The 14,056-nt window shown below is 72.4% G+C and carries 15 protein-coding genes; 4 read left to right on the forward strand and 11 right to left on the reverse strand.

The window, feature by feature from the left end; genetic code table 11:
• Window positions 1-381: 381 nt before the first annotated feature.
• Complete coding sequence (locus ACIBTV_RS26065) at window positions 382-2,664, forward strand: LLM class flavin-dependent oxidoreductase (RefSeq protein WP_396709028.1); 2,283 nt, start codon at window positions 382-384, stop codon at window positions 2,662-2,664.
• Window positions 2,665-2,802: 138 nt separating this feature from the next.
• A complete protein-coding gene (locus tag ACIBTV_RS26070) occupies window positions 2,803-3,837 on the forward strand; it encodes an NAD(P)-dependent alcohol dehydrogenase (RefSeq protein ID WP_396709030.1) in 1,035 nt (344 codons plus the stop codon).
• A gap of 19 nt (window positions 3,838-3,856) precedes the next feature.
• Here the strand turns inward: ACIBTV_RS26070 and ACIBTV_RS26075 are convergent, their stop codons facing one another.
• Complete coding sequence (locus tag ACIBTV_RS26075) at window positions 3,857-4,339, reverse strand: DUF2231 domain-containing protein (RefSeq protein WP_396709032.1); 483 nt, start codon at window positions 4,337-4,339, stop codon at window positions 3,857-3,859.
• A 195-nt stretch (window positions 4,340-4,534) separates the two neighbouring features.
• Between ACIBTV_RS26075 and ACIBTV_RS26080 the strand changes: the two genes are divergently transcribed.
• Window positions 4,535-4,963: a Fur family transcriptional regulator gene (locus tag ACIBTV_RS26080; protein ID WP_396709034.1), complete on the forward strand. Its 429-nt coding sequence runs from the start codon at window positions 4,535-4,537 to the stop codon at window positions 4,961-4,963.
• 35 nt (window positions 4,964-4,998) lie between these two features.
• Complete coding sequence (locus tag ACIBTV_RS26085; RefSeq protein ID WP_396709036.1) at window positions 4,999-5,913, forward strand: oxygenase MpaB family protein; 915 nt, start codon at window positions 4,999-5,001, stop codon at window positions 5,911-5,913.
• A 56-nt stretch (window positions 5,914-5,969) separates the two neighbouring features.
• On the opposite strand, the gene ACIBTV_RS26090 is transcribed toward ACIBTV_RS26085, so the two are convergent.
• The 10 genes from ACIBTV_RS26090 to ACIBTV_RS26135 form a co-directional block, all read right to left on the reverse strand.
• Window positions 5,970-6,812: a RecB family exonuclease gene (locus ACIBTV_RS26090; protein ID WP_396709181.1), complete on the reverse strand. Its 843-nt coding sequence runs from the start codon at window positions 6,810-6,812 to the stop codon at window positions 5,970-5,972.
• Window positions 6,813-6,946: 134 nt separating this feature from the next.
• Complete coding sequence (locus ACIBTV_RS26095) at window positions 6,947-7,561, reverse strand: MarC family protein (protein WP_396709038.1); 615 nt, start codon at window positions 7,559-7,561, stop codon at window positions 6,947-6,949.
• 40 nt (window positions 7,562-7,601) lie between these two features.
• Entirely contained in the window at window positions 7,602-8,480 is an 879-nt protein-coding gene (locus tag ACIBTV_RS26100) for a PHP domain-containing protein (RefSeq protein WP_396709040.1), read from the reverse strand.
• Window positions 8,481-8,499: 19 nt separating this feature from the next.
• On the reverse strand, window positions 8,500-9,768 hold the full coding sequence (locus ACIBTV_RS26105) for a hypothetical protein (protein WP_396709042.1): 1,269 nt from the start codon (window positions 9,766-9,768) through the stop codon (window positions 8,500-8,502).
• Window positions 9,765-10,577 (reverse strand): SigE family RNA polymerase sigma factor, encoded by an 813-nt coding sequence (locus ACIBTV_RS26110; protein ID WP_396709044.1) that lies wholly within the window; start codon window positions 10,575-10,577, stop codon window positions 9,765-9,767. The genes ACIBTV_RS26105 and ACIBTV_RS26110 overlap by 4 nt, the downstream gene beginning before the upstream one ends.
• A gap of 108 nt (window positions 10,578-10,685) precedes the next feature.
• Entirely contained in the window at window positions 10,686-11,561 is an 876-nt protein-coding gene (locus tag ACIBTV_RS26115; RefSeq protein ID WP_396709046.1) for a PH domain-containing protein, read from the reverse strand.
• 6 nt (window positions 11,562-11,567) lie between these two features.
• A complete protein-coding gene (locus tag ACIBTV_RS26120; RefSeq protein WP_007455302.1) occupies window positions 11,568-11,726 on the reverse strand; it encodes a hypothetical protein in 159 nt (52 codons plus the stop codon).
• A gap of 116 nt (window positions 11,727-11,842) precedes the next feature.
• Window positions 11,843-12,622 (reverse strand): DUF6758 family protein, encoded by a 780-nt coding sequence (locus ACIBTV_RS26125; RefSeq protein ID WP_396709048.1) that lies wholly within the window; start codon window positions 12,620-12,622, stop codon window positions 11,843-11,845.
• A gap of 75 nt (window positions 12,623-12,697) precedes the next feature.
• Window positions 12,698-13,321 (reverse strand): TrmH family RNA methyltransferase, encoded by a 624-nt coding sequence (locus tag ACIBTV_RS26130; protein ID WP_396709050.1) that lies wholly within the window; start codon window positions 13,319-13,321, stop codon window positions 12,698-12,700.
• 61 nt (window positions 13,322-13,382) lie between these two features.
• Complete coding sequence (locus tag ACIBTV_RS26135; RefSeq protein WP_396709052.1) at window positions 13,383-13,922, reverse strand: hypothetical protein; 540 nt, start codon at window positions 13,920-13,922, stop codon at window positions 13,383-13,385.
• Window positions 13,923-14,056 lie beyond the last annotated feature (134 nt).

Here is a 14,056-nt window from a genome sequence, read left to right on the forward strand (position 1 = left end):
AAAGCCCCACTTACTCGGGTAGAAGTCGCCGTACTTGCTGGCCATTCTCTTGCCTCCTTCTGGTGCGTGCAGCCTGATGGGCCGCACGAGTCCGCCGACCGACGTCAGGTTCGGACACTCTGGCCGAACATTGGTGAGATCGACTTATACGGCGAACTGCCTGAAAGCATCACAATGGGCGCTCGGTCTCGCAGGTGAGCAGTGCCAAAGAATGTCTTCGCAGCAAACCGTTGGTTCGACAATACATCTGCTGGACAACGCGTCCACCCTTCGTGACCCACGTCTCGGGTGCGCTGCGGACGGGCGATAGGTTGTCGATCATAAGTTTTGCCGCATACACTATTGGCTGTCCAGCTACTTCAAGAGCGGGGAGCACGGGCGATGCCCGACTACGGTCACGACCTGCTGTTCGGAACCTTCATCACGCCCGGCGCCGACAACCCTGACCGGGCGGTGGCGCTGGCCGAGCTGACTGAAGCCGTCGGCCTCGACCTGGCCACGTTCCAGGACCACCCGTACAACCCGGGCTTCCTTGACACCTGGACCTTGCTGAGCTGGGTGGCCTCGCGTACGCAACGGCTGCGGGTTTCGGCGAACGTGCTCAACCTGCCGATGCGCCCGCCCGCGGTGCTGGCTCGCGCCGCGGCCAGCCTGGATGTGCTGTCCAAGGGCCGCTTCGAGCTGGGCCTCGGTGCGGGCGCGATGTGGGACGGCATCGAGGGCATGGGCGGCCGCCGCCTGACACCTGGCCAGGGCGTCCAGGCACTGCGCGAAGCCGTCGACATCCTGCGCGGCGTCTGGGACACCTCCACCCAGACCGTGTTCCGACAGGACGGCAGGTACTACACCGTCCCCGGGATGCAGCGCGGCCCCGCACCCACGCACGACATCGGAATCTGGCTTGGTGCCTACAAGCCCAAGATGCTCGAGCTGACCGGCGCCGTAGCTGACGGCTGGCTTCCGACGCTCGAATACCTGCGGTCACCGGACCGGTTCGCGGCCAACCGACTTATCGACGAGGGGGCGGAGAGGGCAGGCCGCGATCCGCGCGAGATCCGGCGGCTGCTCAACCTGTTCCAGGTCGACTTCACCGACAACAGCCGCGGATTCCTGCAGGGCCCGCCGGAACAGTGGGTCGAACAACTGTTGCCCATGGTGCTCGACGAGGGCTTCAGCGCGTTCATCATCGGCCGCGACGACCCACGGCTCATCCAGACGTTCGCCCAGGAAGTCGCACCCGCCCTGCGCGAAGCCGTCGCCCGAGAACGAGCGAGTTCGGGCACCCCGAGCGGACCGGTCCGTCCGGCGGCAGTGATAGCCCAGCGCCTGCCCGGCCTCGACTACGACGCCCTGCCCGCTCCCCTGGCCGCCCACGCCGTCGAACCCGGCGACCGCGACTACGAGCGGGTCCGGCACAGCTACATCCGCCGCGGATCACCCGCGCTGGTGCTGCGGCCCGGCGACGCCGGCGAGGTCGCCGAGGCGATCCGGTACGCCCGTGGCCAGGGCGTGCCGCTGTCGGTGCGCAGCGGCGGGCACGGCATCAGCGGCCGCTCGACCAACGACGGCGGCGTCCTTATCGACCTGTCCCGGCTCAATCAGGTCACCGTGCTCGACCGAACCAGGCGCCTCATCCGCCTCGAGCCCGGTGCCCGTTGGGGCGAGGTCGCCCAGGCTCTCGCGCCGCACGGGCTGGCCATGAGCTCCGGCGACTACGGCGACGTCGGCGTCGGCGGCCTGGCCACCACCGCCGGCGTCGGTTACCTCGCCCGCAAGTATGGGCTCACCATCGACCACGTCGTGGCGGCCGAAATCGTCACCGCTGACAGCCGCGTCCTACGCGTGGACGCCGACCATCACGCCGACCTGTTCTGGGCCGTACGCGGCGCGGGCGGCAACTTCGGCGTCGTCACGGCCCTCGAACTCGAGGCCTACGAGGTCGCTGACGTCGCCGTCGCCCAACTCACCGTCGACGCCGGCGACACCGCGAGCCTGCTCACCCGTTGGGGCGCCCTCGTCGAGCAGGCGCCACGCGAGCTGAGCAGCTTCCTGTCGGTGTTCGCCGGCCCGACGGGTCCGATCGCCCAGGTCACGCTGGTTTATGCCGGAGACGACGTCGAGGCGGCGCAGGACGCGCTCACCCCGTTCGTCGACATCGGGCCGATCCTCGGGCAGCAGGCCCAGCTCATGCCGTACGCGGCGCTGGTCGCCCCGCCGCACAACCGCCACCACGGCCAGGGCCTGGACGACACCCGCAGCGGCTTGCTGCACCACGTGACCGCCGAGGCCGCGACCAGCATGCACACGATGATGCACTCCGGCGACGTGTCGGTGCTGCAGATCCGCAGCGTCGGCGGTGCCGTCAACGACGTGCCACCCGAGGCCACCGCGTACGCCCACCGCAGCCAGAACTTCTCGGTGCTCGCCGCGACCAGCCCTCAGCAGGTGGCCCAGCTCGACAAGCACTGGGCCGACCTGCACGCCCACCTGGACGGCATGTACCTGAGCTTCGAGACGCGCACCGACCCGGAACTGCTGCGGGAGGCGTTCCCCGAGCCGACTCTCAGCCGGCTACGGAAGCTGAAGGCCGAGTACGACCCCGACAACGTCTTCAACCGCAACTTCCCCATCCCTCCGGATCGCGAAAGCGCACAAGCACGCTGAGCCGCGTTCGTGGAACGGCGACACCACCCGAAGAAAGGGAACACCATGCAGATACGAGCCGCAGTGTCGCCTGGACCAGGCGAGCCCTTCGCATTCGAGAACCTGCAACTCGACGAACCGCGCGGGGACGAGGTACTCGTGCGAATCGTCGCAACCGGCATCTGCCAGACCGACGCACACGCCCGCAACGGGCACATGCCCGTACGTCAGCCGATCGTCCTGGGACACGAGGGCGCGGGTGTCGTCGAGCAGGTCGGCCCCGACGTCACCGACCTGCGACCGGGCGACCATGTCGTGTTGTCGTTCCAGTCCTGCGGGGTGTGCCCGCAGTGCCTGGCCGGCCACCCCGCGTACTGCGAACAGGCCATGCCGGCCAACTTCTCCGGCGCTCGAATCGACGGAACTCGCGGGCTGCACCGTATCGATTCGGAGGCTGAGGAGGTGTCCGGGCACTTCTTCGGCCAGTCTTCCTTCGCCACTCATGCACTGGCCACACGGCGCAACACCGTCAAGGTCGACAAGGATCTTCCCCTTGAGCTTCTCGGCCCGCTCGGCTGCGGCTTCCAGACCGGGGCCGGTGCGGTGCTCAACTCGTTCGCCGTGTCCGCCGGAGATTCGATCGCCATCTTCGGTGTCGGCGCAGTCGGGTTCGGCGCGCTCATGGCGGCACGTCTGGCGGGAGCAACCACGATCATCGCCGTGGACGTCAACGCCCAACGCTTAGCGCTGGCAACGGACCTGGGCGCAACAAACACCATCAACGCTCGCGAATCGGATGTCGCCCGAACAATCCAGGAGATCACCGGCTCAGGTGTCGCGTACGTGGTCGACACCACGGGACGCGCCGACATGCTCGACCACGCCGTCGACGCCCTGCGACCCCTGGGCCGGGTCGGGCTGGTAGCAGGCGGAGCACCGGACACCGCCGTCCCCGCGGGGAAGCTTGCCTTCGGCAAAACCGTGTCGGGGATCGTTCAGGGCGACGCGATACCACAGCTGTTCATCCCTCGGCTGGTCGAGCTGTTCAGGGCGGGTCGCTTCCCCATTGATCGGTTGGTGCGTTTCTACGACTTCGACGACATCGAGGCAGCGTTCGCCGCAGCTGCCAGCGGGGAAGCCGTGAAACCGGTACTCCAGGTGGCACCTGTCGGAGAGCAAGCTCACAAGCCATAGGCGCCGCGACGGCCTGGATCTAGAGCGTCGTCCCCCAGACGGTCTCGGCGCCCGAGTGACCGGTCAGCACGACGTACACCAGCGAAGCGATCGCCAGCGCGACCACCGCGACCGACAGAATCGGGGTGACCAATGCGGGCAGCTTCGGCACCCGCGGGTGGCCGCTCGTCACCGCCAGCAGCAGGAGAGCCACGATGCCGAGCGGCAGCACGAGCCGGAACAGGATGTCCCCGTACCGGGAGTGCTCGAAGATCTGGTCGAGGACCGGCCCCTGGAAGCCGCGCGCCACCAGGGCGTCGGTGAGCGCCTCGCCGGACTCCACGGCGACCCACGCGGTCACCGGAGCGATCACGGCCAGGATCCCGACCGCCCAGTCCAACCGCCGCCGCCAGCGCGGCACGGCGACGAACGCCACGGCGAGCAGCGCCAGCAGCGGCACGAGCACCACAACCGCGTGCACCACCAGGACGTGGATCGGCAGGCCCTGGATCTGCTCGAACATCGGTACCTCCGGTAAGGATCACGGTCGCGGCTTGCCAGCCTACGGCTCATCGGCCGGCGCGCCCGGCTCTCGTCCGGCTACACGCAGGCCGTCCGGATCCGGTTCAGCCGCGGCCCGCGGCCGAAGCACCGATCTCCGCCCAGCCCTGGCCCTCGACCGGTTGTCGACGCCCGTCTCCCGTGCTGTCATTGGCGCATGTCCGGTGGGGAGGAGCTGCTCCGGTCGCGTGGCCTGCGGGTCACCCGGCCGCGCCTCGCCGTGCTGGAGGTGCTCGCCGGCGGCGGCCACCTGGAGGTCGACGAGATCACCCGCCGGGTACGGGAACGGCTCGACTCGGTCTCCACCCAGGCGGTGTACGACGTCCTCGGCGCCCTGTCCCGGGCCGGCCTGTCCCGTCGGATCGAACCGGCCGGCAGCCCCGCCCGGTATGAGGCCCGGGTCGGCGACAACCACCACCACGTGGTGTGCCGGGGCTGCGGCGAGATCGCCGACGTCGACTGCGCGGTGGGCGAGGCGCCCTGCCTCGATCCGCAGACGACGCACGGCTTCGCGGTCGACGAGGCGGAGGTCACCTTTTGGGGTCTTTGTCCCGCCTGCCAGGCCCGCCGCGCGGCCGACGAATGACCCGACGAGCGACCCCGGCGTGGCACTCTTGATCGGTGGACTCCGATGACCTCGGCCTCTTCGGTCCGGGTTCGGTCACGTGGAAGGTGCACGAGGAGCCGATCCTGATCGTCGCCGGCCTCCGCTCGCTCTACCTGCAGGCGCTGCACCCTCGCGCGATGGCAGGGGTGGCGCAGAACAGCGACTACCGCACCGACGCCTGGGGTCGGCTGGTCCGCACCGCCACCTACGTCGGCACGACCGTCTACGGCACCACCGCGGAGGCAGAGGCGGCCGGGGAGCGGCTGCGCCGCCTGCACGCCCGGCTGCGGGCCACCGACCCGGTGACCGGCGAGCGGTTCCGCATCGACGACCCCGACCTGCTCCGCTGGGTGCACGTCGCCGAGGTCGAGTCGTTCCTCGACACGGCCCGGCGGGCCGGGCTGCCGCTGTCCGCGGCCGAGGTGGACGGCTACTACACCGAGCAGCGCCGGGCCGCCGCCCTGGTCGGCCTCGACCCGGCCACCGTGCCGGGCACGGCGGCGGAGGTGGCGGACTACTACCGGGCCGTACGCCCGCAGCTGCGGATGACCCGCGAGGCCGCCGAGACCGCGCTCTTCCTCACCGCGCCGCCGCTCCCGTGGAAGCTGGGCCTGCCGGCCCGGCTCGGGTTGACGCTCGGGCCGCCGCGGTGGGCGTACTTCGGCGTCGCCGGCACGGCCCTGGCGCTGCTGCCGCCCTGGGCCCGCCGGATGTACGGGGGCCTCGGGCTGCCCACCACCGACCTGTCGGCCGACCTGACCGTGCGTGCGCTGCGCCTGGCGCTCACGGCGCTGCCCCGTCGCTGGCGCGAGGGGCCGTTGCAGCAGGCCGCCAAGGAGCGGGCCGCCCGCCGGGCGGGGGCCCTGTCGGACGCGGCCACGCCCTCATCCGCCACCAGCGCGACACAGACCCCGGCCACCGCCGGCTGAGCCGGACCGGTCGTCAACGCCGCCGACCGTCGACGGCCGCAGGCCGCCGGCCCGGGTCAGGCCCCGCCGGACTCCGGCTCGACGGTGCGCTCGACCGCCGCCCACGGCTCCTTGCCGGGCAGTTGGGCGCCCGTCGAGCAGGTGCGTCGATAGTCGCACCAGCCGCACCGGGGGCTCGGCTCGGTCGGGAACGCCTCGTCGGGGTCGGCCCCGTCGGCGACCGCCCGCTCGGCGGCCATGATGTCGCGGGCGGTCTCCTCGGCGCGACCGAGCTGCCGCGCCAGGGACTCGACGGTGTGGTCGTGCCCGGCCACCGTGCCGGTCGGCAGGTGGTGCAGCTCGACCCGGCGGCACGGCCGGCGGAACACCCGCTCCGCCGCGTAGGCGTAGAGCGCCAGCGCCTGCGAGCCCCGCGCGTCGTCGGCGTCGAGCCCGGTGCGGCCGGTCTTGTAGTCGACGATCACCAGCTCGGGGCCGGCCGGCCCGGGGCGGGCGTCGATCCGGTCGGCGCGCCCGTTGAAGGCCAGCACGGCGGTCTTGACCGCCACCACCCGCTCCACGCCGAGCGGGTCGACGTCGGGCTCCAGGGTCTCGACGTAGGCCTCCAGCCAGCCGAGCGCCCGCCGGTAGGCCGCCCGCTCCTGCTCGTCGTCGCGGTAGCCCTCGCGCATCCACGTGCCGCGGAGCAGCCCGGCCAGCGCCTCCGGCCGGCGCCGGTCGAGCGGCAGCGCATACCAGTTGCGCAGGGCCGTGTGCACGCTCGCGCCGAGCGAGTTGTGCGCCCACGGCGGCCCCTTGGGCGGGGCGGGCCGGTCGACGTAGGCGTAGCGGTAGCGGCGCGGGCAGTCGACGTAGGTGCCGAGTTTGCTCGGGGTGCAGACGAAGAGCCGCTCCGGCATGCCCTCGAAGCCGAGCTGCTCGGGCTGCGCCTGCCGGGGACGGGGGGCGCGCCCGGAGGATGGCCGGTCGGCGGGAGTCGGTCGTCGCACCCCTGAGATCCTGCCACCCACGTACGACAGCCGACGCGGGGCGCTCAAGCCATGTTGATGTACTGCGTGACGAACGCGGCCACCGCGTCCGCGATGAGTTGCACGGCGATTGCGGCCAGCAGCAGGCCGGCGATGCGGGTGAGCACCTCGATGCCACCGGGCCGAAGGATCTTGACGATGCCTCCGGAGAAGCGCAGCGCGACCCAGACGGCGATCATCACGGCGATGATCCCGGCGGCGATCGCGGCGTAGTCGGTGGCGCCCTCGGCCTGTTGAACGAAGAGCATGGTGGCGACGATCGCACCGGGTCCGGCGAGCAGGGGCGTGCCCAGCGGCACCAGCGCGACGTTGGATGTGGACGTCCCGCTCGGCTCGTCGCCCTTGCCGGTCAGCAGTTCCAGCGCGACCAGCACCAGCAGCAACCCACCGGCTGCCTGGAGCGCCGGCAGGTCGACGTGCAGGTACTCGAGGAGGGTCTGCCCGGCCACCGCAAAGATCACGATCACGCCGAGCGCCAGGGCGACCGCCTGCCACGCCGCCCGGTGCCGGTCCCGCGCCGGCAGCGGGCCGGTCAACGCGACAAAGATCGGCAGCATGCCCGGCGGGTCGGTGATGACCAGCAGGGTCACGAAGACCTCGCCGAAGAGCTTCAGATCCACCTGATCAACTTATCGGCGCCGTTCCGGCGCGATCAGGGGATCAGCCGGAAGCGACCTCGGTCACCCCGCCGGACTCGGCGACGATCCGCTCGTACGCCTCGACCCCGGTGGTGAACGCCCCCAGCTGGACCGTCTTGTGCGTGCCGTGGAAGTCGGACGACCCGGTGACCAGCAGCCCCAGCTCGGCGGCGAGGGCGCGGACGTGCGCCCGCTCCGCCGGCGAGTGGTCCTCGTGGTCGGCCTCCAGGCCGGCGAGCCCGGCCGCGGCCAGGTCGGCGATCAGCTCGTCCGGCACCACCCGGCCCCGGCGGGTGGCCCGGGGATGGGCGAACACCGGAACGCCCCCGGCCGCACGGACCAGCCGGACGGCGTGGAAGACCTCGATGTCCTCCTTGGGCAGCCGGTAGCGCTCCCCCAGCCAGTCCGGCCCGAACGCCTCGCTGGTGCTGCCGACCAGGCCGGCCCGGATCAGCGCCTGCGCGATGTGCGGACGCCCCACGGTCCCGCCGCGCGCGCCGGCCAGGATCTCCGGCCAGCTGACGTCGACGCCGTCGGCGCGGAGCAGGTCCACGATCCGCTCACCCCGCTGCTCCCGCGCGACCCGCACCCGGGCCAGCTCGGCGACCAGGTCGGGGTGCTCGGGGTCGAAGAGGTACGCCAGCAGGTGCAGCGGGACGGCCGGCTCGGCGCCGAACCAGCGGCAGGAGATCTCGGCGCCCCGCACCAGGCGCAACCCCGGGGGCAGCGCGGCGAGCGCCGGCGCCCAGCCGGCGGTCGTGTCGTGGTCGGTGATCGCCACCACGTCGAGGCCCGCCTCGGCGGCGGCGCGGACCAGCTCGGGCGGGCTGAGCGTGCCGTCGCTGGCGGTGGAGTGGGCGTGCAGGTCGATGCGGGCCGGCGGGTTGGTGGACGGGCTCACCACCGCGACGCTACCGGGGTCAGGAGCGGGTCACGATCACCGGTGGGTTGGTCGGGGCCGCCTCGGGCACCGGGTGGGCCTCGGCCCGCCCGCCGCGCACCACGTCGTCGACCCGCAGCCGGAGCAGCTTGCCTGCGGCGTCCACGTACGCCGCGCTCTCCTCGGACGGCCAGATCACCGCGCCGGTGAGCGGCGGACCGGCGGGGAATGCCGTCTCGACCGCCTCACTGCCCAGCCGGTCGAGGTCGAACAGCAGGGCGCTGGCCGTGCGGCCCTGGTCGCCGTTCACCAGCAGCCACCGTCCGTTCGTCGAGACCGCGCCGAGCCCGTCGCCGCTCAGCTTCGGCCCGCACCCGGTGGTCACCGGGTCCAGGCCCCGGCTCGGGTCGAGCAGGGCCAGGCAGGGACGGTCGGGGCTGCTGCCGGCGATCTGCGCGATCACACGACCGTCCGGGAGCACACCGTAGACGTGCAGGCTCTTCCCGTCGGCCCGATCGGCGTACAGCTCCGACCCTGGGGACCACAGGACATGCCCGGGCCGGTCCGGGTTCAGTCGCACCAGCACGGCGTCACCGACGAACCCGACCGGCCGGGCCGTGGCCGGTGCCGGCGTTCCGACCGGCGCGATGAGCTGGGCACCGACGACACCCGCCGCGAACAGCTCGTTGCCGTCACGCCACGCCACGGAGTGGCCGTCGGCGGAGATCATGATCGCTTCCGTGCCGGCCAGCAGCACCTGGACGAGGCCCTCCGGGCTGACGGACCAGAGCGTACGGCCGGCGGTGGTCGGGGCACCGACGACCAGCCAACCGGCGTTGTCGGGCAGCCGCTGGGCTCGCTCGGCCGGCCCGACCCCTTCGAGGGGCAACCGCTGCCCGTTGGCGGCGGTCAGGACGCCGCCAACGATCATGTCGATCCCGACCGGCGGCCCGGGAAGCTCCGCCGACTCGGACGGGAGCCCGTCCGGTCGACCGCTGGCGTTCGGGTCGCCGAGCACCACCGTCGTCCGGGTGGGGCGGTTCTGGTCGATGGTGAGCTGGGCGATCCCGGTGCTGACCGCGACCGTGGCGACCGCGGCCATCGCCAGCCCGGTGACGGTGCGTCGGCGCTGGACCCGGCGGGCCCGCCTGATGGCGACACCGGCCGGGTCGACGGCCGGCGGCCGGGGCACGGCGACCTGTCGGGAGAAGGACTCCCGCACCGCCCGTTCCAGCTCGTCCTGCGTCACGTGGAATGGACGCGTCGGGGTGTCGGTCAGGTTGTCACTCCGACGCGGGTTGCCGCTCACCGCTGCTTCCCGGTGGCGCTGACTTCCCGGGGTCCGGCCTCGGTCCCGGCCGGGAGGGCGGCCGCGGGCACGGGGGCGCCCTCCTCGGCCGCGCCCAGGGAGGCGGTCGTGGGGACGGCGGCGTCCCCGACCCGGGTGCGCGGGACCGGCGTGCGGCGGGTGGGTGCGGCGGCCGGCGCCGGCGCGGCGCCGGGGAGGGTCGAGGTCACGGTCGGTTCGAACGGAGTCGTGTCCGCGGCCCTCGACGGCGACCTCGGGGGTACGGCCGGCCGGACCATCCGGGACGGCCGCTCCGGTGCGGCCGGCAGGTCGAGTGCGCTCTCGGCGCCCATCCGTCGACGCAGGGTGGCGAGGGCACGGGAGGTCTGGCTCTTCACCGTGCCCGTCGAGATGTCGAGCAGGGCGGCGGTCTGCGCCTCGGACATGTCCTCGTAGAAGCGGAACACCAGGATCGCGCGCTGCCGGGCGGGCAGTGCCCGCAGGTGCCGCCAGAGCAGGTCCCGGTCGAGCTGCCGCTCGAGCTCGTCAGCCGCGGGCCGCTCCGGGAGCACCTCGGTGGGCCGCTCGCCGTGCCAGCGCCGCCGCCACCAACTGGTGGATGTGTTGACCATCACACGTCGGGCGTACGGCTCGATCGCCTCGATCCCGCCGAGCCGCTTCCAGGCCAGGTAGGTCTTCGTCAGCGCGGTCTGGAGCAGGTCTTCGGCGGTGGCCCAGTCGCCGGCCAGCAGGTAGGCGGTGCGCAGCAGCGCACTGGAGCGAGCCGCGACGAACTCGCGGAACTCCTCCTCCAGTGGATCCCTGCCCACCACCTACTCACCCCCCACGACGTGGCCGTCCTGGCAGGCTGCCATGGCCGGGACGCACCTGACCACGGTAAAAGGTGCTCAGTTCATCCTATCTTCGGACCGATTCGGTCAGGCGCCGTCATCTGCCTTGGCCTCGTCCTGCTCCTTGCCCAACCGGGCCTCGACGGCCTGCGGCTCGTACATCTCTTCGACGACACGCAGGTAGAGCTCGTTCGGGTTGGGAAGATTCTTGATCTCCCGAAGCGCCTGCTCCTGGCCGGCGGACTCCAGCACGAACGTGCCGTAGTTGAGCGCCCGGCCGCTGGGGGTCTGCTCGTACTTCATGTCGGTGACCCGGACCAGCGGCATCATGGCGACGCGGCGGGTGATGATCCCGTTGACCACCATCACCCGCTTGTTGGTCAGGATGAAGCGGTCGTACCACCAGTCGGCGACCTTCCAGGCCACCCACCCCATCACGGCGAACCAGAGCAGCACCGCGACGGTCGTGAGCGCCCCGACATCCTGACCGGCGAGGAAGCCGGAGAGGTAACCGAGGACGAAGGTCGCCGCGATGCCGATCAGGATCGGGGTGGCGAGGTGGATCCAGTGCCGCTTCCACTCACCCCGGAAGCGCTCGGTGGGGAAGAGGTAGCGGGCGACCAGGGAGCTGGGCTCGTCCTCCAGCGGCAACACCCGCCGGGGGGCGTTGCCCGCCGCGTCGGCGCGCAGGCCGGCCAGCTCGTCCTCGGAGATGATCGGCGACTGGTGGCCGGCCTCCGGATCGTTGATCCAGGCCCGCCCCGAACGGCCCTCGCCGGCGTACGCCGGGCCGTCGCCGTAACCGACGTCGTCCGAAAGGGAGGGACCGTCGGAGAGGCCGGGACCGGAGCCGTAGCCGGGGCCTTCGTCCGGAGGCACCCGGGGAATGGGCTCGGTGTCGCGCTCCCGACGCTCCCGGTCGGGGTCGTCGGGGTCGAACGGTGGGCCGGAGGGGCTACCCATCGACGATCAGGCGACGAGGCTGGTGAAGAAGTCGCCGAACCCCTGGGCGATGTCCATGATCCCGCCGCCCAGCGACTTGAACACGTCCGCCGCAGAGTTTGGCCGGTAGGCGACGAAGAAGATCAAGAATGCGATACCGGCCCAGGTGAGGACCTTCTTGACCATGGCGGGCCATCCTCTCGCGCGGCGCCGGGTCCCATTACCGCAGCGGCACCCAGAGTATCAGTGTGGTGTCGTACAGTGAATATCTGCGTCCGTTCTCCGTCATTCCGGGAGCCATGTCAAGCCCTCCCGTGCAGATACGGAGACGGTGCGCCGTACACGAGCTCGGGTGGCGTCCACTCGGCAAGGTCGTGCAACTCCACGTCCTCCGCGAGCAGATGCCCCGCGCTCGCCGGCCAGGCTATCGCATGCAGCCACATTCCCCGAGCCTCGCCGGCGTACGCGCTTCGATCCGTCGGCGAGTGCACGAGCCACAGTGGAGTAGGGTGTCCGGCCGCCCTGATGCGGGCCTGGCCGACGTGCTCGGGGTGGCCCGGCCCGGGATCGGTCAGCGCGTCCGCGATCTCCGGCCCGGGATCGGGCCCGACCAGGCCGGCGAGCCGGGTGCCCAGACCGACGCCCGGCTCCTCGGCCACGAAGACCAGGTCGGCCGGGCCGCCGCCGAGCGGCGCCGGACCCGCGCAGGCGACCGCGGTGGCGCGTACGCCGGTGCGGTCGTCGCCGGCGTAGGCCACGCCCGTCATCGTCCACCCCGGCGGGAGCGGCCACGGACACCACAACGGCGCGGGCCGCCGCCGGGGCGGATCGGCGGTGCCCAGAATCCGTTCCACCACGCTGGCGACGATCTCGGCTCCGATGTGCTCCGGCACGTGCAGCGGCGACACCGGCCCACAGCGCACGCACCGCGTCTCGCTGTGCATGAGGTCCGGTGGCCGGACCGGGCCGCCGCATCTGGGGCAACTCACCGCGACACTCACATCCCCACCGTCACCCCGCGAGCCGGGACCGTCAAGCGGAGCGGCGGTTTCCGACCCGCCCGGGCCGCACCGGCCGGTCACGGGCCCCGCCGAGCGGCGCAGGTCGGGCGGGGCGGCGGGGCGCGCCGGACGGCGCGTCGCGTCGAGGTGGGCGGGTCAGGCCGGCGGTGGGCCCGCGTGGGCCCGGATCCAGGCGTGCATGGCGATGCCGCTGGCCACGCCGGCGTTGATGGAGCGGGTGGAGCCGTACTGGGCGATCGAGAAGAGCTGGTCGCAGGCCGCGCGGGCCGGGTCCGACAGGCCGGGGCCCTCCTGACCGAAGAGCAGGACGCAGCGCCGCGGCAGGGTCGTGGTCTCCAACGGACGTGAACCCGGCAGGTTGTCGATGCCGACGACCGGCAGGTCACCTCCCGCCGCCCACGCCACGAACTCCTCGATCGTCTCGTGGTGCCGGACGTGCTGGTAGCGGTCGGTCACCATCGCACCGCGCCGGTTCCACCGCCGCCGTCCCACGATGTGCACCTCGGCGGCGAGGAAGGCGTTGGCGTTGCGGACCACCGTGCCGATGTTGAAGTCGTGCTGCCAGTTCTCGATCGCCACGTGGAAGTCGTGCCGGCGCCGGTCCAGGTCGGCCACGACCGCTTCGCGCCGCCAGTAGCGGTAGCGGTCGACCACGTTGCGCCGGTCGCCCTCGGAGAGCAGCTCCGGGTCGTATCGCGGGTCGTCCGGTGGGTCCCCCGTCCAGGGGCCCACACCGACATCGAGCTGGTCACCGGTCACAGTCCGGAGAGCGTACGACCTCTCGGAACCGCCGCCACCACACGCCCTCCGGTGGGCCGGTTCAGCGCAGGCCCAGAGCGTCGCCGAGCCGGTCGAGGAACCGGCGGTCGGCCGGCGCCGGTCCCATCTCGGTGAGCAGCACCCCGCCGACCGGCACGGGGCGGCAGACGCGGGCGGCGACCGACTGCACCCACTGGCGGTACGCGGCGGAGTCGGCCGGATCGGCCCGGCGGCCGAGCACCCGGACCGCGGCCCGGCAGGACGCGAGCAGGTCCACCAGGTCCGCGCCCCCGTCACCGGCGGTCGGCGGCCCGGCGTCGTGGCGGGCGTAGATCGCGGAGACCACGGCGCGGACCAGGTCGCTGTCGAAGGAGCGGCCGGCGGCGACCGCCTCCAGGCCGGCGAGTCCCTCGGGTACGCCCCGCCGGGGCCGGCCCGGGCCCGGCGCGGCGGCGACCACGATGACCTGGCCGGGCAGGCTGGTGAGCAGATCCCACTCGGCGGCCGAGTAGACGGCGGTGGTCAACGGTGCGGCGCGGCGGCCGGCAGAGGACGGCTCTCCGGCGACGGAGTGGCTCATGGGAACCTCCGGCGCCAGCATATGCCCCGGATCGCGAAGAGAGCCCCATCCGACCGGAACACGGCGGGCCGAGCCGCGGCATCTCGTCGCCGGCCGCCGGCCCCGGGTTCGTCCCGAGGGCCGGCGGATCGGGTCAGCCCGGGTCGGGTCGGCCC

This window comes from Micromonospora sp. NPDC049366, assembly GCF_044466625.1.
GTDB lineage: Bacteria > Actinomycetota > Actinomycetes > Mycobacteriales > Micromonosporaceae > Micromonospora.